Raw genomic sequence first — 19,888 nt, 5'->3', positions numbered from 1 at the left:
TTCACATTGGCAAGCTCGACACCCGTGCCATCCGGCTTCACCCGGATCTTCACGTTGTAGTCGACAACCCGTTTGACGGGCACGAGAATCTTCATGGGGTCTCCTTCAAGAAAAACTGGCTTCAGCGAGGCTTTTAAGGAAAATGCGCGCTCGAGCGCCGCTTCGATTGTCGAATGGCGACATGGATACGCGTTTTTCCCCCAAATACAACGCTTGCATGACGCAGGCAGGGGATTGCGTCGGCAATATATGGACGTTGACGTACACGTCAATATGTCTGTTAGCCTCGGCCACGGCCCCAAGGTAGACGCTCGATCCGTCCATCCGCGCCGGCGGCAACGGCCGTACCGACGCCGGCTTCGTTCCTCACGGCGCGCGGCGTCACTATTTCCCGATCGAAGAGCGGTACGCCGCGACGACGCAGCACCAGGATCAAAACAGCCCCGGCAAGAATGCCGCCGACATGGGCGCCCCAGGAGACGTCGCCATCGGGCGCCACCGCCAGCATGAAGAACTGCTGGCCGATCCACAAAAGCAGAGGCACGAAGGCCGGAAGGGGCAAGGGAACGCGGAAGAACACCAGCACCCAGACCTTGACACGCGGATGCAGCATGACATAGGCGGCAACGACCCCGGAGATCGCCCCCGAGGCGCCGACCAGCGGCGCTTCCGGCATTGTCGTCAGCAAGCCGTGGCAAAGCGCGCCGGCGGCCGCGCAGAGGAGGTAGAAAAGCAGGAAGCGCATATGCCCCACCGCATCCTCGACGTTGTCGCCGAAGACCCATAGGAAGACCATGTTGGAGGCGAGATGCCAGAAGCCCGAATGGACGAAGGCATAGCTGAGATAGGTCAGCGGCTCTGGCACAATGTCCAATCCCTCAGCCAACTGCGCCTGCCCGAAGGCGATTGCCGGGATGTAGCCGAGGCCGACGGTTGTTGCCTGCGCAGCCTGTTCGCTTTCCAGGCTGATAAAGAGCCAGACCGCGACATTCAACGCGATCAAGGCCAACGTCACCCACTGAACCTTGATGTGTTTAAGCGTATTGGCGTCATGAAATGGTATGAACATAAAGGCCCCCCGGCAATCGTGATCGCGGCAAGCCTATCTGTTTTTTCCCGGAACCCAAAGCACATCCGCACGACCCCGGTCATTTGCATGGCGAGCGGCGACGAAGAGGAAATCTGAAAGCCGGTTGATATATTTCATCGCGGCCCCGCCGACGATTTCGCCCTCCATGCGCCCCAGCGTCACCATCAGCCGTTCGGCCCGGCGGGCCACCGTGCGGGCCAGATGCAGATGCGCGGCGGCCGGGCTGCCGCCCGGCAGAATGAAGGAGCTCAGCGGACTGAGGTCGGCGTTCAGCCGATCGATATCGCGCTCGATGCGCTCGACTTGCGTCTCGACAATCCGCAGCGGCTCATAGGCCGGTGGTTCGCCAGTGTCGGGCGTGGCAAGATCGGCGCCGAGGTCGAAGAGATCGTTCTGGATCGACATCAGCATGGTGTCGAGGTCGGCCAGGTCTGTCGTGTAAAGCCGCGCCAAGCCGATCGCCGAATTGGCCTCGTCGATCGTGCCATAGGCCTCGACGCGCAGATCGTCCTTCCGGCGGCGCGGGCCGGAAGCCAGCCCTGTCGTGCCATCGTCGCCGGTCTTTGTGTAAATCTTGTTGAGTTTCACCATGCTGCACCGCGTGTTGGGGGGAGGGCGGTCGCGCTCACCCGTTTTGCCTCATCAAGTCGGTTCAGCCCGGTGCCGACATTGTTGGTTGCGCTGGCGGACCCTGACACGGGTGTATACGCCCTGAGTGGTTTCTTCGACCCACCCCACCCTCCGTCATGCTCGGGCTTGACCCGAGCATCCACACCGCATCCATCAGCAGCTACGGGGATGGATCCTCGGGTCAAGCCCGAGCATGGCGGAGGGTGGCGGTGGGCTTCTGCGCCCAAGTCCTTGGGCGCGGGAGAACGTCGGATTTTGTTATTCACCGCGCGGACGCGCGGTGGCTGGATTCCTGTGACGAGCACAGGAATGAGGGAGTTCGATGAGGCGATAGTACCCATATTTACCCCTCTATCGTTAGGTCAGCCCTCAGGTCGGGCGGCCGCCGCCGGTGATCCAGAGCGTCAGCATGATCAGGATGACGGCGACAGCCTGCAGCAGGACGCGAAGCTGCATCAGCTTGTTGGAAAGGTTGGCGTCGCCGCCCTTCATCATGTTGAAGAGGCCGCGGATCAGCACGAGGGCGACGACGCCCATGACGATGACCGCGAGGATATAGGTGATTGTGGACATGGCATTCAGCTTTCTCAGTCAGTCCGTCCAGCGCATCAGGCGGTAGAAGAGGTCCGCCGGAAGCAGCCGCTTCAGGAACATGCCCTGTTTAGCCGGAGTCGTTACGGGATAATGTGGCCTTGGATATTTTGAGTTCAATGCGTGTTTCAATACCGAATAGACAGCCTCGGGGCCAAGTTTATGACGATTGACCGGCCCCGAACCGTCGAGCCTCGCCAACTGCCTGATATAATCGGCCGCGTGCGCCGAGTTCTCGACGTCGATGTTTTCCTTGATCTTTGCGAGCGCATTGGCAGTGAAACGCGTGGCGATCGGTCCGGGCTCGATCAGGCTCACATGGATGCCGCTGCCATGCAGCTCCATGCGCAGGGTGATGCTGAGGCCCTCGAGCGCGAATTTGGAGGCGGTGTAGGCGCCGCGATAGCGATAGGGGACGACGCCGAGAATGGACGAACATTGGACGATCCGGCCCTGCCCATGTTTGCGCATCGCCGGGATGACCTGCCGCGTCAATTCGTGCCAGCCGAAGAAATTCGCTTCGAACTGGGCGCGCAGCGCTGCCGTCGAAAGATCCTCAACGGCGCCCGGTTGGCCGTAGGCACCGTTGTTGAAGAGCGCGTCGATACGGCCGTCGCTGCGTTTCAAGACGGTGTCGACCAGCTCGGAAATCGTCTCGATCCTGGCATAGTCCATCAACAAGGCTTCAATGCCGTCGGCTTCCAGACCCGGCAGATCATCCGTTTTGCGCACCGTCGCAAAGACGCGCCAGCCATCGGCTTTCAGCGCCCGGGCGCAATGCGCGCCGATGCCGGAGGAGCAGCCGGTGACGACGATTGTGCGCTCTCCCGCCATGGAATGATTCCTGTACAAAATGAGACTCGTTTCCCATATTCGGCCAGAGGATACAATGTGGAAAGCCGGAGACGGAATGCGGAAGGTGCTGCGCACGATCTACGACGTGGTCTATGACGCGATCTGTCACATGGTCGAGGATGACGGATTTGCGATGGCAAGCCACGTGGCGCTGTCGAGCCTGCTTGCGGTTTTCCCTTTCCTGATCTTCGGTACTGCGCTTGCAAGCTTCCTCGGCGCCGATCAGTTTTCCTCGACCGCCATCCATCTGATCTTCGACACCTGGCCCGAAGCGATCGCCAAGCCGCTGGCCGACCAGGTGCTGCAGGTCCTGACCATTCAGCGCGGCGGGCTGCTGACGATCTCGGTGCTGGCGGCCGCCTATTTCGCTTCGAACGGCGTCGAAGCGCTGCGTATTTCGCTCAATCGTGCCTACCGCGTGCAGGAAAGCCGGCCGTGGTATTTCACCCGCCTGGCCAGCCTCGGCTACGTGCTGATCGCGGTCATCATCTTCGCGGCGATCAGTATCCTGCTGGTGGCGGTACCACTGGCGCTCGACTATGCCCGGAAATGGTTGCCGCTGTTTGCCGATACGCTCGACATCGTCTTCAGCTGGCGCATTTACGGCACACTTGTCGTGCTGACCGTCGGCCTGCTGGTCATGCATCTCTGGCTGCCGGCCGGCAAGCGGCGGGTGTTCGACGTTATTCCGGGGGTCTTGCTGACGCTGTTGCTCTGGCTCGCCGGCGCGTTGATCTTTGCCTATTATCTCGCCACCTTCGCCAATTATACGGCGACCTATGCCGGTCTCGCCTCGGTGATGATCGTCCTGATCTTCCTCTACATGGTCGGCGTCATTTTCATCGTCGGAGCGGAGATCAACGCGGCGCTCATCAAGTTCCGCGTCTTCCGGATGTTCTCGCATACGCTTTCGATCGTCGGCAGAGAGCGTGTCGAACGGCCATCAGAGCCCGACAAGGCGGCGAATGTCGGTCCCTGACATGCCTCGGGCACGCAATTCGGCGAGCCCGCTGTCACCTTCGCTTTTCGAAAGCTTGCGGCCATCGGCGTCGAGAATGAGACGGTGATGGTGGTAGACGGGCTGCGGCAGGCCGAGCAGAACCTGCAGCAGCCGGTGCACCGATGTGGCGTGGAAAAGGTCGAGGCCGCGCACGACATGGGTGACGCCCTGCAGGGCGTCGTCGACGACCACCGACAGATGGTAGCTCGAAGGAGCATCCGAGCGCGACAGGATGACATCTCCCCAGATGCCAGGTTCGGCGGCGATCTCGCCTGTCCTGCCGTCGCCGATTTCCGTCCAGAACAGCAGTTCGCCGATCAGGTCGAGTGCCTTGCGCATGTCGAGCCGCCAGGCATGTTTTTTCCCGGAGGAAAGGATCTCCCGCCATTCGGTTTCGGGCCGCTCGCGATCAATCGGCGGATAATGCGGCGTGCCATCGGGATCGCGCGGCCAGGATTGGCCCGCTGCCTCATAGACGGCGACACGCGCCTTCACTTCGCCGCGCGTCAGAAAAGCCGGATAGACCAGGCCACGTTCGATCAGTGCATGCAGCGCCGCCTGGTACTCCGGAAAATGCTCCGACTGGCGCCGCACCGGACTTTCCCAGTCGATCTCAAGCCAGTCGAGGTCTCTCAGGATGCCGGCCTCGAATTCGGCGGTGCAGCGGGCCTGGTCGATATCCTCGATGCGCAGCAGCAGGCGGCCATGCAATGCTTCGGCCATGTCGCGGTTCAAAAAGGCCGAAAGGGCATGGCCGAGATGCAGCGATCCGTTGGGGCTCGGCGCAAATCGAAAGACAGGTTTTTGACGCTCGCTCGTGGTCATGCTTTCTTCTGCCACGGATTTTGGTTTTGAACCACTGGGAGGACGCGGTGCAGATCATCCGCAACGACGATGACGTCAGGCTGGGGCTCGAAGCGCTGCTTCGCCTCGATCCGCGCCTTGCACCGATCGCCGCGGATGTAGGTCCCCTTCCGCTGCGGCTGCGCGAAGCCGGTTTTGCCGGCCTTGCCCATATCATCGTATCGCAAATGGTTTCGCGCGCCAGCGCCGAGGCGATCTGGCGGCGCATGCTGCCGGCGGATGGCCCGCTGACGGCGGACGCTTACCTGCTGCTTCACCCCGAGGCATGGCGAGAATTCGGCCTGTCGCGCGCCAAGGCCGATACGCTGACGCGGATCGCTGAAGCGGTTGCCTCCGGCCGCCTCGATCTTTCCGGGCTCTGCCTGAAGCCGCCGGGCGAAGCGCTCGGCGAACTGACGGGGCTGAAGGGCGTCGGCCCCTGGACGGCGGAGGTCTATCTGATGTTCTGCGGCGGCCATGCCGATGTCTTTCCGGCCGGCGATGTCGCGTTGCAGAATGCCGTCGGAGCCGCGCTCGGACTTGCGGCGCGGCCGCAAGCGAAGGCGCTTGCCAAGCTTTCGCAGGTCTGGTCGCCGTGGCGCTCGGTGGCAGCCCGGCTTTTCTGGGCTTACTACGCCACGAAAATGCGACGTGACATGGTGCCGGTCGGCTGATCGGCAACGCTCTTTAAATTGCCTTTATCCTCTGAATTTATTGGACTTCACAATCCTGTAACAACCGGCCTAATATACAGGTGCAGATGCCGAATCGATCAGGAGAGTCCCTTGACGATTGCAGTCTCCCCGCAGGCCCTGCCAGCGCTCGTCCTGAACGCTGACTACCGGCCGCTGAGTTATTACCCCTTGTCGCTGTGGTCCTGGCAGGACGCGATCAAGGCGGTATTTCTCGACCGTGTGAACATCATCGCCGAGTATGAACATTCGGTTTCTTCGCCGAGTTTTTCGATGCGGCTTCCGAGTGTCGTATGCCTCAAGACCTATGTGCAGCCATCCCGCAATCCAGCCTTCACCCGGTTCAACGTCTTCCTGCGCGATCGGTTCGAGTGCCAATATTGCGGCTCGCATGACGACCTGACCTTCGACCACGTCATCCCGCGTGCCCACGGCGGCGAGACGACCTGGGAGAATGTCGTGGCGGCCTGCTCGCCCTGCAATCTGCGCAAGGGCAGCAAGCTTCCGAAGCAGGCAGGCATGTTCCCCGCGCAGAAGCCCTACCAGCCGACGGTGCAGGACCTGCACAATAACGGCCGGCTGTTTCCGCCGAACTATCTGCATGACAGCTGGCTCGATTATCTCTACTGGGATACCGAACTGCAGCCCTGATCGCAGCCGTCTGCAGCGCGTCGCATCGACCGTGGTCAGCAAGCCGCGCTTTGGCTCTTGCTTCCGCGTCGTTGTCAGCGGCCCCCCGGCCACGTCCGCAGCGACTTGTCTCAGGCGGCCTTGCGCACGCCGATGAAGGCGAAGGCCGCAAGCAGGATCCCCGCAATCACGTTCCAGCCGGCGAAAGACAGGCCGAGCACCCGCAGCGCCGCATCGGTGCAGGATGGACCCTTGATCGTATTGAGTTCGCCGAGCAGATCGCCGGCATTGGTCGTCATGCTGCTTGCGGTGGTCGAGCAGGTGGCGGGGCCGGGCCAGAAATGCCATTCGACGCCGGCGTGATAGACGCCCATGCCTGCGGTGACCACCATCAGGATGCCGGCTGCGAGAATCATTGCGCGGGAAATCCAGTTCGGCAGACCCGCGAGCTCGCAGATCGCAGCGAGAATGGCGATCGGAATCGCGTAGTAATAGGGCTGGCGCTGCAGCAGGCACAGTGCGCAGGGAATATAGCCGCCGATATACTGGAAGCCGATAGCGGCGCCGACCACCGCCGCCATGCCGATGGCGAGCAGTATGGAATAGATGAAGCCGGGACGGGCGAGGGGTGAGGCGGTGGCAGTCATGGCGGAGCTCCGCGAGAGTTTGGCTTGAAGCAATTCCAGCAAAAGTGTGAAGCGGTTTTGCGTCCGGAATTGCGTAAAATCAAAAGAGATAGAGCACCTTCGTTATTCGAAGAAAAGGGAAATGCTCTAGTGAGCGAAAGAGCGGTAGCCGAAATATAGCACGATTGCCGCAGTGGCACCGATGCCGACGAGCTGGCCGAGGCGCTTCTCGATGAATTCACGGATCGGCTCGCCGTAGCGGCGCAGCAGCCAGGCGAGGAAGAGGAAACGGGCGCCGCGGGCAATAATCGCCGAAACAATGAAAAGGCCCAGATTGACGTGAATGACGCCGGACAGGATGGTGACGATCTTGATCGGCGGCAGATGCGCAAGGCCCGACGTGACGAGCAGCAGCAGGATCCACTCATAGGTGACATAGGCCTTCATCTGCTCGAAGGCATCGAGTTTGCCGTAGAATTCGAGAACTGGCCGCGCCACCGTCTCATAGGCGTAAAAGCCGAGCGCCCAGCCGGCGATGCCGCCGAGCACGGAGGCGATAGTCGCAATCAGCGCATAGCGATAGGAGCGTTCTGGTTTGGCGAGCGCCATCGGCAGGAAAAGCACATCGGCGGGGACGAGAAAGACGGAGCTTTCGACGAAGGCGATGACGGCAAGCCAGACTTCAGCCGATTTGCGCGCGGCCAGAGACATGGTCCAGTCGTAAAGTCTGCGGAGCATTCCGTTCCCTTCCTGTTGCGGTGCAAAAGAGCTTTAGGGGCCGTGCGCGGCCCTGTAAATGCTTGGCCGTGTCCTTCGTGCCACCCGCCGCCTAAAAATTTCGTGATGCGGACATTGATGCCTCTCCCAAGATTTCATGAGATGGCGAATCGGCCATTGTGAGGCAGGCTGGTTTGAGGGCGACGTGCAGGGTGGCATGAGAATGTTTAAAGTGATCGAGGGCGGCCGCGCTCAGGCCGTGGAACTGGATGACGGGCTCGGAGCGGGACGGGGACCGAACAGGGACGATGTGCGTCGAGAAGCCGCCCGGAGGCTGAACGAAAGCGGTTATCATCTGTCCCGCGTTCGGGAATTCGCGACCGGCGTGCCGATGCTGGCGTCTCTGAAATACTTGTCGCTGCAGATCGATTTCGCGGCCGAGACACTGTCGCGGCTCGATCCAATCCCGGAGGATTTCCGTTCCGACGGCTATTGGCCGGCAGGCTGACAGCATCGCACAACGGGTTTGCAGGTGGTTCTGGCCCCTGAACTCCGGGTGTCTGCGCGTCAGGACAGATCCATCGACTTTTCCCATTGCTGACGCAGCACGTTCATTTCCGTGCGCTTCTGGGCCATTTCGCTGACGATCGCCCGCAGGTTGGGATGGTGCGACATGAACATGTTGAAGTCGCGTCGCTCAAGGACTTCGAACTGGCAGAAGTCGACGGCGATGACATCGGCCGTTCGCCGTCCGCCGCTCAACAGCGCCATCTCGCCGAAGAAGGCACCCGGTTCGAGGCGGATCGCGCCGCTGGCGAGCCGCACTTCCACGGCACCCGAGGAGATGAAATACATGCTGTCGCCGCGGTCGCCGCGGCGGATGACGCGTTCGCCGGGCGGGGCTGACTTTGCCTTGAAGAGCAACAGCAACTCCTCCTGTGCGTCCTCGCCGACCTGGGAAAACAGCGGGAAGGTTTCGATCAGCTGCTGCATCTTCAACTGGTGCTGACGTTCGCGCTCCTCACCGAGCGCCCTGATCTTTTCCAGTTCCTTGCCGAGTGTCTTCTGCCTCTTCCTGCCGTAGCTTTCGAAGAGTGGGGGCCATTTCGAATGGATATATTTTTTCAGGCCCTCGCTGGCAAAGATCACGATCGGATTGAGGGTGATCGACAGGATCGCGGCGGCAAGGATCAAATCCTGGCCCTCATGAGGCAGCAGCCCGAGCGAGACTCCGAGGCCGGCAAGAATGAAGGAAAATTCGCCGATCTGGGCGAGGCCGCCGGCCAGCGTCAGCCCTATGCCGATCGGATAGCGCAGCAGCATGACTATCATGAAGGTGATGACGGCCTTGCCGAGAATGACGAGCGCCAAGGCACCGATCACGGCGAGCGGCTGGCGCACCAGGATCGAGGGATCGAAGAGCATGCCGACGGAGACAAAGAACAGCACGGAGAAGGCATTCTGCAACGGCAGCGAATCGGCGGCCGCCCTGTGGCTGAGCTGGGATTCGCTCATGACGACGCCGGCGAAGAAGGCGCCGAGCGCAAAAGAGACGCCGAAGATCGCCGCCGAGCCGAAAGCAATGCCGAGCGCGATTGCCAGCACGGTCAGCGTGAAGAGTTCGCGTGAGCCTGTGCGGGCGATCATCGTCAGCAGCCAGGGCACGATACGAGGGCCGAGGAAGATCGCCATGGCGGTGAAGGCCGCCACCTTCAACAGGGTCAGCCCGATTGTCAGCGCCAGCGGCAGTTCGCCGAGGCCGTGATTGGTCGTATCGACCGAGTGGCCGCCGAGAAGCTCGGCCAGCGCCGGCAGCATCACCAGCGCCAGCACCATCACCAGATCCTCGACGATCAGCCAGCCGACGGCGACGCGCCCGCTCGGCGCGTTGACGAGATTGCGCTCCTCCAGCGCTTTCAGAAGAACCACGGTACTCGCAACCGACAGGCTGAGGCCGAAGACCAGGCCGGCGCCAAGGCTCCAGCCCCAGAGTTTGCAGAGACCAATACCCAGAAGGGTGGCGAGGATGATGCGCCCGATCGCGCCGGGCACGGCGAGCCCGCGCACGGCGAGCAGATCGGAGGCGGAAAAATGCAGGCCGACGCCGAACATCAGGAGGATGACGCCCATTTCGGCAAGCTGGCCGGCAAGCGCGGTGTCTGCAACGAAGCCGGGCGTGAACGGCCCCATCAGGATGCCGGCGAGGAGATAGCCGACGAGCGGTGGCAGCCGGAGCCGGTCAGCGCAATAACCGAGGATCGCCGCGAAAACGAAACTGACGGCGACCGTTGCGATAAGCCCTACTTCCTGATGCACGTCCGACCCTTCCTGTGATGGCGGCGGCCACTCTGTACGAAGTACACGCAAAATTAAACAGTTGATTTGGCGGGTGGCGGCCCTTGTTCTCAATCCTTGCGATCAGGTGTGGAACTGGTCTGCTGTCGTTTGCGGCGGGCCCGGGCGATCGGCGATGTTGGAACCAGTTGCGTCTTGTCTCGTTGCCCTTTCATCAAGAATGGAGAAACGACATGCGGAAGATCATCCTGAATTGTACTGTAGCGGCCCTTGCCGCCTGCTCGTTTGCAGCGCCTGTTCTCGCCGACAGCGTATACGTGAGGGAACGTACCTATGATGACGGTTATCGTCATGAACGGGTCAGACCCGGCATCACCATCAGCGAGCGTGGCGTCACTTTTGGTGCGGTGCGCGAACGTGAGCACCGCCGCTATCGCGACAATGGCTGCGAAACCAGAAGTGTCACCCGCCAGACCGATGACGGCGAAGTGACCAAAACCGTCCGGCGTTGCAATTAACCGGAAATCCGCGACAATGACTTGAAACCCGGTTCAAAGAGCCGGGTTTTCGCCTTTCGTGGCGCGCATATTCTCTATGCAGTGGTGAAACTCGTCCGTCGGTGTTATGAGCACGCCCTTGGTACAAGCGCACTCCCAGCGCAAACAACTCCTGCACAGGATCTTTTAGTATGATTGAGCTTACGCCGTCCCAGATCGCCGCACTGAAACTGGCCAGGGATGGAGACCTTTACCCTCAACCTGCCAATAAATGGACGCATCAGAACGCGACGGTAACTTACGCGAAAAATGACCGTTGGAAAGAGCGGCCTCAGAAAATCAAATCGGTCACCGCCAAGACGCTGGGCGAGCTGAAGGAGCCGGGTTTCCTCGAGCGGCGGCACCTGGATGACGATGTCTCGAAAGACGTCTACGGCATCACCATGGCCGGCAAGATGTGGCTGCTGAAAAACAAGTAGTTTTATTCGGATAGGAGTTCGTTCGGTGCTCCCGCGTCAGCTCTTTGAAGCATGGGCTACGCGGCGCATCGTAATGATGGTGCTGCCAACCGGAGCGCTATCGAACCAGTCCGCCTTCGTTCCTGATGGAACTGCGGCGCGACATCCTCCGCTCTGTGAGCTCCGGGCTCCGAGACGAAGCTCACAGAGAGGAGGCTGGTGCCCCATGCCGGGGTCGAACCAGCACTTCTTTCGAAACTCGATTTTGAGTCGAGCGCGTCTACCAATTCCGCCAATGGGGCAACGGATACCGACGAGGCGGGTGTCTAACATGTGTGCGCCTGCGCATGCAAGACGGACGAACGAAGTTATCGCGGCAATCCGGTGGAGAGACCCAGCCTTGTTTCCAGACCGGGTCCTCTCTGAGATCAGTGGGCCGCGGCAGGGGCGGCACTCGGCAGACCTGACTTCTTCAGCGTGATCGCCAGGATCGAGGCCAGCAGGCAGAAGGCGCCGGCGACGAAGAAGGCGGGCAGATAGCTCGACAGTTCCGTGCGCGAGAGGCCGGCGCCATAGGCGGCGGTGGCGGCGCCCAGCTGATGGCCAGCAAAGACCCAGCCGAAGACGAGGCCGGCCTTTTCACGGCCGAAGCGGTCGGCGGCGATCTTGACGGTCGGCGGCACGGTGGCGATCCAGTCGAGGCCATAGAAGATGGCAAAGATCGAAAGGCCGTAGAAGCTGAAATCGCTGAAGGGCAGATAGAGTAGCGACAGGCCGCGCAGGCCGTAGTACCAGAACAGCAGCCAGCGATTGTCGAACCGGTCGGACAGCCAGCCGGAGCCTATGGTGCCGAAGAAATCGAAGATGCCCATGACGGCAAGCACGCTGGCGGCGGCCACCGGCACGATTCCGAAATCGCCGCAGAGGGTGACGAAATGGGTCTGAATCAGGCCATTGGTGCTGAGGCCGCAGATGAAGAAGGTGGCAAAGAGGATCCAGAAGGTCGAGGTCGTCGAAATCTCGCGCAGCGTGGTGATCGGCGTCATCAGGGCGGCACCGAGCGTCGGCCTGGCCGGTGCCGGCGTCACATGCGCCTCACCCAGAGAGGGCAAATTGACGTCAGCCGGCCGGTCGCGCATGAAGGCGAGAACGGCAAGGGCCGCGACCATGATCATGGCGCAGACAAAAAACACCGTCGAGCGCCAGCCGTAACGCTCCGTCAGCTCCGCCATCAGCGGCAGGAAAACGAGCTGGCCGGTGGCAGAACTCGCCGAAAGCATGCCGACGACGAGACCGCGATGCTTGGTAAACCAGCGCGTTGACACCGTCGCGGCGAGCACCATGGCGGTCAATCCGGTGCCGAAGCCGACGACGATGCCCCAGAGCAGCAGGAGCTGCCACAACGTCGTCATGAACAGCGAGCCGACGAAGCCTATGCCGATCAGCGTCAATGCAAAGACGATGACCTTGCGCACACCGAAATAATTCATGAAGGCGGCGGCAAACGGCCCCATGAAGCCGAAAAGGATCAGGCGGATCGCAAGTGCGGAGGAAATCTGCGAGGTTTCCCAGCCAAATTCGTCCTGCAGCGGCTTGATGAGCACGCCGGGCGCGCCCATGGCGCCCGCCGTCACCAGCATGGTGAGGAAGGTGGCGGCAACGACGACCCAACCGTAATGAATGTTGCGCCGGGCAAGGGTGGAGGCAAGGGCTGTGGAAACCATGTGCGCGATTCCGTTGGGATTCAGATTGGCGGAGATACTGGACCGATTTACATGATGGTCATCATATTTCTTGCGTATTGATGATGGACATCATATAATTTGTCAAGCCGCTATTTCTGGAGACGACGATGCGGGTCAGCCGCGAGAAATTTGCCGAAAACCGCGAGAAGATTCTGAGTGTTGCCGGTGTGCTCTTCCGGGAAAACGGTTTTGACGGCGTCGGCGTTGCCGACATCATGAAGGCGGCGGGACTGACGCATGGCGGCTTTTACGGTCACTTCAGCTCCAAGGATGAGCTGGCGCTGGAGGTCAGCCGCAAACTGATCGATCGGGTAGAAGAGCGCTGGAAGGAACATATCGCCAGTTCGCCGGATCGGCCGCTCGAAACGCTTCTCGACCATTATATTCACTGGCGCACGGTTGATGATCCCGGTGGCAGCTGCGTCTTCGCAACACTGATCCAGGAGGTGAGCCGCAGCCGCGGCGCGGTTCGCGCCGTTTTCAGCGATGGGCTATCCGTGCTGGTCGATACGCTCGCCGATATTGTTCCCGGCGAGAGCGAAGAGGAACGCCGGGCCAATGCAGCAACGACGCTGTCATCGATGATGGGCGCGGTCATCCTTGCCCGGGCAGTCGAGGACCGCGGGCTTGCCGAGCAGTTTCTGGTGACGATGCGCCGGCAGCTCGATCCTGCCAACCGGCCATAGGCTCAGTCGCGGGAGGCGATGAGGGCGTTGGCCTCGATGATCTCGGTGAATTTTCCGTCCGGCGAGAGAGCGGCGAGCTCGTTTCGTAAGGCCTGTTCGAGTTCGGCCGTGCTCTCGCCGAGCGCCTGCGGCGAAGTGACCGACATGGAGAAGGCACGGCCGATGATCTCGTCAGCATCGAGCAGCCGCTCGGTGACGATGCCGATCCGTTCGAGATTGCGGAAGGCGGAGCGCAGCAGAAATTCCTCGTGCTTTATCCAGTCCGGCCCGCGGCGAAGCTGTCGTTCTGTTCTGATCGGTTCCGGCGAAAAGCGTTCCGAGATCTTTTCCAAAACGTCGCGCCAGGCGGGCGAGGCGGAGATGTGGCTGTCGCCGAAAAGGATGACGGCGCCCTCCGGCTCAGTCAGCCTGTCCAGCGTCGCAAGCGTTGCGGCGCGGTCCATCCAGTGGAACGAGCGGCCCATGGTCGTGATCTTCAAAGGTCCGAAGGCGGGGCCGAGATCGTAGGAGGAGCCGAGGACGAATTCGACGTGAATACCGGCTGCCGCCGCGCCCTCGCGGGCCGCGTCCAGCATTTCCGGCTCCGGATCGAGACCGGTGACGTCGGCACCGGCAAGGCGGGCGAAGGCGATGCCGATCTGGCCCGGTCCGCAGCCGAGATCGAGCAGGCGGTCGCCTGGCCGAAGGCCAGTTCTGGCGGTCACGCGTTCGATCAGCGCGTCGGGATAGGGAATGCGGAAACGGCTGTAATAGGCGGCGGTGGTGCGGAAGCGGCGGGGCTCGAAAGGAACGGTGGTCATGATGGACGATTCCTCGATATTTCAGGCAAGTGCCAGGACGGAACTGTAACCGGCGTGTGTCGTATCCCGATCCTCTACCGCGGTCGGGAGAGGATCTGCCTTTATGAGGGCGCTGAGAAGAGGGATGCGGCTATTTGAAGCCGGCGACGGCATGCGGAATATAGGGTGCTTCCAATATGGCGATTTCCTCGGCAGTGAGCTTGACCGTGAGCGAAGCGACGGCGTCCGTCAGGTGGTTCGGTTTGGACGCGCCGATGATCGGGGCGGACACCACGCTCTTCTGCAGGATCCAGGCGGTGGCGACCTGGGCGCGGGAAATGCCGCGGGCGCTGGCGATGTCGGCCACCGCCTCGACGATCCTGCGGTCGGCATCGATCGATTGCGTGTAGAGCGTCTTGCCGAATTCGTCGGTCTCGCTGCGCGCCGTCGTCTCGTCCCAGTCACGGGTCAGACGGCCGCGGGCCAGCGGGCTCCAGGGAATGACGGCGATCTTCTGGTCTTCGCAGAGCGGCAGCATTTCGCGCTCCTCCTCGCGGTAGAGCAGGTTCAGATGGTTCTGCATGCTGACGAATTCCGTCCAGCCGTTCAGCCGGGAGACGTAAAGCGCCTTGGCGAATTGCCAGGCATACATCGACGAGGCGCCGATATAACGCGCCTTGCCCGCTTTGACGACGTCATGCAGCGCTTCCAGCGTTTCCTCGATCGGCGTCGTGTAGTCGAAACGGTGGATCTGGTAGAGGTCGACATAGTCGGTGCCGAGACGGCGAAGACTATTGTCGATCTCCTCGAGGATCGCCTTGCGTGACAGGCCGGCGCCGTTCGGACCCGGCCGCATGCGGTTGAACACCTTGGTCGCCAGCACGATATCTTCGCGCTTGGCGAAGTCCTTGATGGCGCGCCCGACGATCTCCTCTGAAGAACCGTTGGAATAGGTGTTGGCGGTGTCGAGAAAATTGATGCCGAGGTCGATCGCCTGCCTGATCATCGTCCGGCTTTCCTCTTCGCGCAGGCTCCAGGCATGATTGCCGCGGCCCGGATCGCCGAAGGTCATGCAGCCCAGACAGATTTTCGACACTTCGAGACCGGTCTTTCCAAATTTGACGTATTCCATGAAACGACTCCGTGAATTGAGACACCCCGTACGGCGTTTCATGATCTAGTGCGAAACCCTCAAAGTCGCAGGGAGGCGCACGCGGAATCGGTGCGGCGATGCGTACAATGTTACGTGATAGGGCCGCCGGTTCCGTCGTCGGCTTGCACATCCGCGCCGCAAGGTGTTAGCTGCTGCAGCATTTCACCGGAAGCCAGACTATGCGACTGCCCTCCCATGATCGTTACGACGATCTCTATCGTGATTTCTCCTGGCGGATTCCGGAAGACTTCAATATCGGCCGCGCCGTCAGCGACGATTGGGCGGCGAGAGATCCGGAGCGTGTCTGTCTCGAACATTTCAGTCCGGACGGCGACCATCTTTCGCTGACCTATGGCGAGCTTTCCGGCAGCTCTTCCATGTTCGCCAATGCGCTGGCATCGCTCGGTATCAATCGCGGTGATCGCGTTGCTTTGCTGATGCCCCAGTCCTTCGAGACCGTGGTCGCGCATGTCGCGATCTATAAGATGGGCGCGATCGCCTTGCCGCTGGCGTTGCTGTTCGGCGTCGAGGCGCTGGAGTATCGGTTGCGGATATCGGGTGCGGCGGCAATCGTCACCAATGATTTCGGCCTCGATCGTATCCGGCAAATCCGCGATCGTCTGCCGGAACTGCGGCATGTGATCAGCGTCGATGGCGCTCCCGACGCTCTCTCCTTTGCCGATCTCATCGTATCGTATGCGCCGGTCTTCGAAGGAGAAAAGACAACGCCCGACGATCCGGCGCTGATGATCTTCACCTCGGGCACAACGGGGCCGCCGAAAGGCGCGTTGCATGGTCACCGTGTTCTGCCCGGCCATATTCCCGGCATGCAGTTCGCCCATGAGGGTTTTCCAAAGGTGGGCGACAAGGTCTGGACGCCGTCCGACTGGGCCTGGGCGGGTGGTCTGCTCAATGCACTGCTGCCGAGCCTTTTGCTCGGGGTTCCCGTCGTCTCGTCGCCGGCGCAGAAATTCGATGCTGATATGGCCTATCGGATCATGGCGGAGATGGATGTGCGCAATGCCTTCATCCCGCCGACGGCGCTGAGGCTGATGCGATCCGTTTCCGATCCCCGCTCGAAATATGATCTGGTGCTGCGCACAATCGGCTCGGCCGGGGAGGCGCTCGGCCGCGAGACCTATGAGTGGGCGCGGCGCACGCTCGGCATCACCGTCAATGAATTCTACGGCCAGACGGAATGCAATTTCGTGCTCTCGTCGGGTGCTGCCTATGATGTCAGCAAGGCCGGTTCTATCGGCCGGGCGGTGCCCGGACACCGCGTTGCGATCGTCAATGAGGCCGGCGATGAATTGCCGGCGGGCGAGCCGGGCCAGATCGCCATCGCCAGTCCCGATCCCGTCATGTTCCTCGGCTATTGGAACGATACGGCGGCGACGACACGAAAATTCGCCAAGGGCTGGCTGCTCACCGGCGATATCGGCCGGCAGGACGCAGACGGCTACGTCACCTTCGAGGGCCGCGACGACGACGTCATCACCTCATCCGGATATCGCATCGGCCCGGCGGAAATCGAGGATTGCCTGATCGGCCATCCCGCCGTGCAGCTTGCCGCCGCCGTCGGCAAACCCGATGCCATGCGCACCGAGATCGTCAAAGCCTATATAGTGCTGGCGCCGGGCCATTCGCCAAGCGAGGCGCTGGCCGTCGATATCAGGGACTGGGTGAAGATGCGGCTCTCGATGCACGAATATCCGCGCGAGGTGGAATTCGTCGAATCATTGCCGCTGACCACGACCGGCAAGGTGATCCGCCGGCTGCTGCGAGAGAAAGCTGCGAGGGAAGGTTAGCCCCGGCCGGCGAGCGACATGATCTTTTCCCGCAGCACCTTTGCCATGTTGCGGGTGCTGCGGTACATGTGGAGCTGGGCGGCCACTTGGCGCATGTCCCGGTCGCCGTTCTGCTTCAGGCCGATCACCAGGGTTCCCATCTCCTCGCGCTCCTGCCAGAACCGGCTCATGATCGGATGGTCGGAAACGGCGCAGGAATCGGAGCGGACGATATTGGCATCGTCGAGATGCCATTCGGTGAGTTCGCTCATCAAAAGCTTGCCCGGAGAATAGCGGGCATAGTTTTCGTCATAGGCTGTCTTCCAGGTATAAGCCTCGCCGCCCATCATCAACACGACGATCGCGGCGATCGCCTTGCCGTTGAGGTCGATCGTATGAATGCGCACGGCGTCGACGGCGGCAAGGTTCGACACGGCCTCGCGGGCGAAGGCGGTATGATAGCGGTCGGTGACGAGAGCGCTCCGCCGCTTGCCCTTCCAGCCGCCGGCTTCCATCGCCAGGAATTCTTCGAAGCGGACGTGGATTTCGCGCGGCTGGCGGGCGACGGCATAGGCCGCCGTTCCGAGTTCCTCCAGCAGACGCCACTGGCGGCGCATCTCGCGCATATGCGAGGAGGAGATGGTCTTGTTCAGATAGGCAGGCGCCTCTTCGTCGCTCTGCAGCATCGGGCGCAGATAGGGATTGGTCACGGTGAGCGGCAAATTGCGACCGAGCGCCACGGCCTTTAGCATGCGCACGAAAATTCCGTTCAATCTCAGATCCGGCAGGACCAGGGTACTGGGCAGGTTGAGATCGCGGATGGTCAGCCCCTCGAAGAAATTGTCGAGGGTTTCGGCCGCATCCTCGCTGTCGACAAGCGGCGTGCCGAGCGGGCCGAAGCTGTTCGACCAGCCGCGGATGATCGAGGGACCGACGGCAAAGCCCGGCTTGTCGACAGAAAACGGCAGCAGGAAACGCATGCGGCTCCGGCCGGCATTGTGGTCGCGGATCAGGGCGAAATTCACCTGCCTGTCTTCGAGCCGCGGCATGGCGGGCGCAAGGAAGCGGCCGGAGAAAAAGACGTTCGGCTCCATCGCCCGGTTGGAGAGGAAGTCGAGCTCGTCCTGAAGGTCGTAGCCGAGCTTGCCGGGATAGAGGCAAAGTTCGCGTCCGGGCCGGCCGATCTCGGCACGGGCCTCGGCCTGCGGTGCCTCGAAATGCAGCGACGCGAGATCATGGATCATGCGGTTGGTGATGCTGTCGGTGCTTTCGGTGACGGGGGGCGGACGCACCATCTATCGAACTCTCATTTCTGGCGTTGCGGCGGAGGGGCTGGCAAAGGCGAAGAGGACGATGCCGAGCGTGCGGCGCACGGCGACATGCAGAAGAATAGCCTCGACCGCCATGGCGGAGGCGGTGGCAATCGCGGTGCCTTCGATGCCGTAATGCGGGATCAAAGCGAGGTTGAGACCCACATTGGCGGCCAATGCCCCGGCATAGAGCGTGACGCAGAGATTCTGCTTGCCGGCCATCATCAGCAGCGTTTCGGCCGGGCCGACCAGCGATTTGGCGAGGATGCCGGCAAGCAGGATCGCCATGACCAGATAACCCGCAGTGAAGGCGCCGCCGAACAGCGACAGCAGCAGATGGCCAGTCCCGAGAACGGCAAGACCGACGCCGAGCGCCGGCCAGAAGGTCCAGCGGGCGGCATCGGCAGCGGCGCTCGCCAGCTGGGCATGGTCGCCCTCAGCGATGATCGAGGAAAAACGCGGGCCGGAAGCGGCCTTGACCGAGAAGTTGATGAAATGCACCAGCGCCATGGTCTTGGCGGCGGCGAAATAGATGGCGACGTCATGCGGCTCGAGGAAAATGCCGACAACGACGACGTCGGAATTGGTCAGCAGGAAGCTGACGCCCTCGATCAGGAAGATCGGGAAGGCGACACTGAGCCAGGCAAGGAAATCGACCTTGCGCGGACCGTCGTCATAATGCCGGCGGAGGCGGTAAAGAGTCGCGCCATATTGGCCGAGTGCGGTGACGAAGGTGGCCACGAGCGCGGCCTGCATGGCGGTGACAGCCGTATGCTCCGCGCCCATGACAATCGCAATCAGCATGCAGGCGATGATGAGGATCGGCCGGATTATATAGACCGGACTCAGCGCCATCACCGGCCAGTGGTTCGCCCGCGAGGTGCCCTCCAGGATATCGCCAAGCGCGATCATCGGCATGGCAAACAGGCCGAGGAAGATCGGGACGAAATAATAGGGCTCGATCAGATCACCGAAGAAATGCAGCCCGAGCATGCCGGCGGCAAGCATCGCCGTGCCGGACAGCAGCGCGAAGATCCGTGCCATACCTGTGAGGCCGCGGATTTCCTCGAAGGCGCCCGCCGCCTTGTACTGCGGCAGAAAGCGGATGATCGCGGTGTGGAAGCCAAGGCAGGAGAGGTCGCCGAAGACGACGACCAGCACCCAGACGAAAACGAAGATGCCGTATTCATATTCGCCCATCAGCCGGGCGAGCACGATCTGGGAGACGAAGGCGAGTGCGGCGCTGAGGATGCGGATCGAAAAGGCCGTCAGCGCCATGCGCTGGGCGGCGGCCTTCTCGCCGCCCTCGGTCAGCACGGCCGCGAGCATGCGCAGCGTTCGGCCGCCGATCGGGCGCAGTCCCGCCGGCAGCATTTTCTCCGCTGTTTCTATGACCGCCATGATGAACACGCATAACTCTGAGGTCAGGCAAATCGTCCCCGAAGTCTTGACAGAGCAGGGTTAAGAAACGGTTCCGGAACAGCCGCGGTCCGCGGGCCTGGAA

General features: G+C 61.6%; 21 protein-coding genes, 1 tRNA gene and 1 pseudogene. 8 read left to right on the top strand and 15 right to left on the bottom strand.

The window, feature by feature from the left end:
* From GGI60_RS30215 to GGI60_RS30195, 5 genes and pseudogenes are all read right to left on the bottom strand, one after another.
* Positions 1–95, bottom strand: a pseudogene (locus GGI60_RS30215) (electron transfer flavoprotein subunit beta/FixA family protein); the annotation flags it as partial.
* A 185-nt stretch (positions 96–280) separates the two neighbouring features.
* Positions 281–1,069 (bottom strand): rhomboid family intramembrane serine protease, encoded by a 789-nt coding sequence (locus tag GGI60_RS30210; RefSeq protein WP_183917115.1) that lies wholly within the window; start codon positions 1,067–1,069, stop codon positions 281–283.
* Between the two features lie 33 nt (positions 1,070–1,102).
* Positions 1,103–1,681: a cob(I)yrinic acid a,c-diamide adenosyltransferase gene (locus GGI60_RS30205; protein WP_183917113.1), complete on the bottom strand. Its 579-nt coding sequence runs from the start codon at positions 1,679–1,681 to the stop codon at positions 1,103–1,105.
* 408 nt (positions 1,682–2,089) lie between these two features.
* Complete coding sequence (locus GGI60_RS30200) at positions 2,090–2,293, bottom strand: twin transmembrane helix small protein (protein WP_064686421.1); 204 nt, start codon at positions 2,291–2,293, stop codon at positions 2,090–2,092.
* 18 nt (positions 2,294–2,311) lie between these two features.
* Positions 2,312–3,145 (bottom strand): SDR family oxidoreductase, encoded by an 834-nt coding sequence (locus GGI60_RS30195; protein ID WP_183917111.1) that lies wholly within the window; start codon positions 3,143–3,145, stop codon positions 2,312–2,314.
* Positions 3,146–3,221: 76 nt separating this feature from the next.
* Between GGI60_RS30195 and GGI60_RS30190 the strand changes: the two genes are divergently transcribed.
* A complete protein-coding gene (locus GGI60_RS30190) occupies positions 3,222–4,145 on the top strand; it encodes a YihY/virulence factor BrkB family protein (RefSeq protein ID WP_183917109.1) in 924 nt (307 codons plus the stop codon).
* On the opposite strand, the gene gluQRS is transcribed toward GGI60_RS30190, so the two are convergent.
* Complete coding sequence (gene gluQRS / locus GGI60_RS30185) at positions 4,110–4,991, bottom strand: tRNA glutamyl-Q(34) synthetase GluQRS (RefSeq protein ID WP_183917107.1); 882 nt, start codon at positions 4,989–4,991, stop codon at positions 4,110–4,112. The genes GGI60_RS30190 and gluQRS overlap by 36 nt on opposite strands.
* 47 nt (positions 4,992–5,038) lie before the next feature.
* Here gluQRS and GGI60_RS30180 point away from each other — a divergent pair, with 47 nt between their 5' ends.
* Together GGI60_RS30180 and GGI60_RS30175 are read left to right on the top strand one after the other, a co-directional pair.
* Positions 5,039–5,683 (top strand): DNA-3-methyladenine glycosylase, encoded by a 645-nt coding sequence (locus GGI60_RS30180; RefSeq protein ID WP_183917692.1) that lies wholly within the window; start codon positions 5,039–5,041, stop codon positions 5,681–5,683.
* Between the two features lie 111 nt (positions 5,684–5,794).
* Entirely contained in the window at positions 5,795–6,352 is a 558-nt protein-coding gene (locus GGI60_RS30175) for an HNH endonuclease (protein WP_010031546.1), read from the top strand.
* A gap of 110 nt (positions 6,353–6,462) precedes the next feature.
* On the opposite strand, the gene GGI60_RS30170 is transcribed toward GGI60_RS30175, so the two are convergent.
* Both GGI60_RS30170 and GGI60_RS30165 read right to left on the bottom strand, forming a co-directional pair.
* Positions 6,463–6,978: a disulfide bond formation protein B gene (locus GGI60_RS30170; protein WP_183917104.1), complete on the bottom strand. Its 516-nt coding sequence runs from the start codon at positions 6,976–6,978 to the stop codon at positions 6,463–6,465.
* Between the two features lie 126 nt (positions 6,979–7,104).
* A complete protein-coding gene (locus tag GGI60_RS30165; RefSeq protein WP_183917102.1) occupies positions 7,105–7,695 on the bottom strand; it encodes a YqaA family protein in 591 nt (196 codons plus the stop codon).
* A gap of 196 nt (positions 7,696–7,891) precedes the next feature.
* On the opposite strand from GGI60_RS30165, the gene GGI60_RS30160 reads away from it, so the two are divergent.
* Entirely contained in the window at positions 7,892–8,182 is a 291-nt protein-coding gene (locus GGI60_RS30160; protein ID WP_183917100.1) for a hypothetical protein, read from the top strand.
* A gap of 59 nt (positions 8,183–8,241) precedes the next feature.
* On the opposite strand, the gene GGI60_RS30155 is transcribed toward GGI60_RS30160, so the two are convergent.
* A complete protein-coding gene (locus tag GGI60_RS30155) occupies positions 8,242–9,990 on the bottom strand; it encodes a cation:proton antiporter (RefSeq protein WP_183917098.1) in 1,749 nt (582 codons plus the stop codon).
* 212 nt (positions 9,991–10,202) lie between these two features.
* Here GGI60_RS30155 and GGI60_RS30150 point away from each other — a divergent pair, with 212 nt between their 5' ends.
* Together GGI60_RS30150 and GGI60_RS30145 are read left to right on the top strand one after the other, a co-directional pair.
* Positions 10,203–10,487, top strand: coding sequence for a hypothetical protein (locus GGI60_RS30150; protein ID WP_183917096.1), 285 nt, complete (start codon positions 10,203–10,205; stop codon positions 10,485–10,487).
* Positions 10,488–10,657: 170 nt separating this feature from the next.
* A complete protein-coding gene (locus GGI60_RS30145) occupies positions 10,658–10,945 on the top strand; it encodes a hypothetical protein (RefSeq protein ID WP_003589997.1) in 288 nt (95 codons plus the stop codon).
* A 196-nt stretch (positions 10,946–11,141) separates the two neighbouring features.
* Here GGI60_RS30145 and GGI60_RS30140 read toward each other — a convergent pair.
* Together GGI60_RS30140 and GGI60_RS30135 are read right to left on the bottom strand one after the other, a co-directional pair.
* Positions 11,142–11,226: transfer RNA gene (locus GGI60_RS30140), tRNA-Leu, on the bottom strand.
* A 126-nt stretch (positions 11,227–11,352) separates the two neighbouring features.
* Positions 11,353–12,648, bottom strand: a complete 1,296-nt coding sequence (locus GGI60_RS30135; protein ID WP_183917094.1) for an MFS transporter — start codon at positions 12,646–12,648, stop codon at positions 11,353–11,355.
* Between the two features lie 128 nt (positions 12,649–12,776).
* Here GGI60_RS30135 and GGI60_RS30130 point away from each other — a divergent pair, with 128 nt between their 5' ends.
* Positions 12,777–13,355 carry a TetR/AcrR family transcriptional regulator gene (locus GGI60_RS30130; RefSeq protein WP_183917092.1) on the top strand — a complete coding sequence of 193 codons (579 nt, stop codon included), beginning with the start codon at positions 12,777–12,779 and terminating at the stop codon, positions 13,353–13,355.
* A 2-nt stretch (positions 13,356–13,357) separates the two neighbouring features.
* Here GGI60_RS30130 and GGI60_RS30125 read toward each other — a convergent pair whose 3' ends face one another.
* Positions 13,358–14,155, bottom strand: coding sequence for a class I SAM-dependent methyltransferase (locus GGI60_RS30125; protein WP_183917090.1), 798 nt, complete (start codon positions 14,153–14,155; stop codon positions 13,358–13,360).
* 130 nt (positions 14,156–14,285) lie between these two features.
* Positions 14,286–15,266 carry an aldo/keto reductase gene (locus tag GGI60_RS30120; protein WP_183917088.1) on the bottom strand — a complete coding sequence of 327 codons (981 nt, stop codon included), beginning with the start codon at positions 15,264–15,266 and terminating at the stop codon, positions 14,286–14,288.
* A gap of 200 nt (positions 15,267–15,466) precedes the next feature.
* Here GGI60_RS30120 and GGI60_RS30115 point away from each other — a divergent pair, with 200 nt between their 5' ends.
* Positions 15,467–17,095 (top strand): AMP-binding protein, encoded by a 1,629-nt coding sequence (locus GGI60_RS30115; protein ID WP_183917086.1) that lies wholly within the window; start codon positions 15,467–15,469, stop codon positions 17,093–17,095.
* Here GGI60_RS30115 and GGI60_RS30110 read toward each other — a convergent pair.
* Both GGI60_RS30110 and GGI60_RS30105 read right to left on the bottom strand, forming a co-directional pair.
* Positions 17,092–18,369 (bottom strand): GNAT family N-acetyltransferase, encoded by a 1,278-nt coding sequence (locus GGI60_RS30110; RefSeq protein ID WP_183917084.1) that lies wholly within the window; start codon positions 18,367–18,369, stop codon positions 17,092–17,094. The genes GGI60_RS30115 and GGI60_RS30110 overlap by 4 nt on opposite strands.
* Positions 18,370–19,785: a lipopolysaccharide biosynthesis protein gene (locus GGI60_RS30105; RefSeq protein WP_183917082.1), complete on the bottom strand. Its 1,416-nt coding sequence runs from the start codon at positions 19,783–19,785 to the stop codon at positions 18,370–18,372.
* Positions 19,786–19,888 lie beyond the last annotated feature (103 nt).

Origin of the sequence: Rhizobium lentis (genome assembly GCF_014200175.1) — a bacterium.
In the GTDB taxonomy this organism is placed as follows: Bacteria; Pseudomonadota; Alphaproteobacteria; order Rhizobiales; family Rhizobiaceae; genus Rhizobium; species Rhizobium mulingense.
This window is presented reverse-complemented; position numbering and strand designations above follow the sequence as displayed.

What these genes read in the sequence shown, in the direction of transcription:
- GGI60_RS30210 (WP_183917115.1), bottom strand. Translation starts at nt 1,069, where the DNA reads ATGTTCATACCATTTCATGACGCCAATACGCTTAAACACATCAAGGTT.
- GGI60_RS30205 (WP_183917113.1), bottom strand. Translation starts at nt 1,681, where the DNA reads ATGGTGAAACTCAACAAGATTTACACAAAGACCGGCGACGATGGCACG.
- GGI60_RS30200 (WP_064686421.1), bottom strand. Translation starts at nt 2,293, where the DNA reads ATGTCCACAATCACCTATATCCTCGCGGTCATCGTCATGGGCGTCGTC.
- GGI60_RS30195 (WP_183917111.1), bottom strand. Translation starts at nt 3,145, where the DNA reads ATGGCGGGAGAGCGCACAATCGTCGTCACCGGCTGCTCCTCCGGCATC.
- GGI60_RS30190 (WP_183917109.1), top strand. Translation starts at nt 3,222, where the DNA reads ATGCGGAAGGTGCTGCGCACGATCTACGACGTGGTCTATGACGCGATC.
- gluQRS (WP_183917107.1), bottom strand. Translation starts at nt 4,991, where the DNA reads ATGACCACGAGCGAGCGTCAAAAACCTGTCTTTCGATTTGCGCCGAGC.
- GGI60_RS30170 (WP_183917104.1), bottom strand. Translation starts at nt 6,978, where the DNA reads ATGACTGCCACCGCCTCACCCCTCGCCCGTCCCGGCTTCATCTATTCC.
- GGI60_RS30165 (WP_183917102.1), bottom strand. Translation starts at nt 7,695, where the DNA reads ATGCTCCGCAGACTTTACGACTGGACCATGTCTCTGGCCGCGCGCAAA.
- GGI60_RS30160 (WP_183917100.1), top strand. Translation starts at nt 7,892, where the DNA reads ATGAGAATGTTTAAAGTGATCGAGGGCGGCCGCGCTCAGGCCGTGGAA.
- GGI60_RS30150 (WP_183917096.1), top strand. Translation starts at nt 10,203, where the DNA reads ATGCGGAAGATCATCCTGAATTGTACTGTAGCGGCCCTTGCCGCCTGC.
- GGI60_RS30145 (WP_003589997.1), top strand. Translation starts at nt 10,658, where the DNA reads ATGATTGAGCTTACGCCGTCCCAGATCGCCGCACTGAAACTGGCCAGG.
- GGI60_RS30135 (WP_183917094.1), bottom strand. Translation starts at nt 12,648, where the DNA reads ATGGTTTCCACAGCCCTTGCCTCCACCCTTGCCCGGCGCAACATTCAT.
- GGI60_RS30130 (WP_183917092.1), top strand. Translation starts at nt 12,777, where the DNA reads ATGCGGGTCAGCCGCGAGAAATTTGCCGAAAACCGCGAGAAGATTCTG.
- GGI60_RS30125 (WP_183917090.1), bottom strand. Translation starts at nt 14,155, where the DNA reads ATGACCACCGTTCCTTTCGAGCCCCGCCGCTTCCGCACCACCGCCGCC.
- GGI60_RS30120 (WP_183917088.1), bottom strand. Translation starts at nt 15,266, where the DNA reads ATGGAATACGTCAAATTTGGAAAGACCGGTCTCGAAGTGTCGAAAATC.
- GGI60_RS30115 (WP_183917086.1), top strand. Translation starts at nt 15,467, where the DNA reads ATGCGACTGCCCTCCCATGATCGTTACGACGATCTCTATCGTGATTTC.
- GGI60_RS30110 (WP_183917084.1), bottom strand. Translation starts at nt 18,369, where the DNA reads ATGGTGCGTCCGCCCCCCGTCACCGAAAGCACCGACAGCATCACCAAC.
- GGI60_RS30105 (WP_183917082.1), bottom strand. Translation starts at nt 19,785, where the DNA reads ATGGCGGTCATAGAAACAGCGGAGAAAATGCTGCCGGCGGGACTGCGC.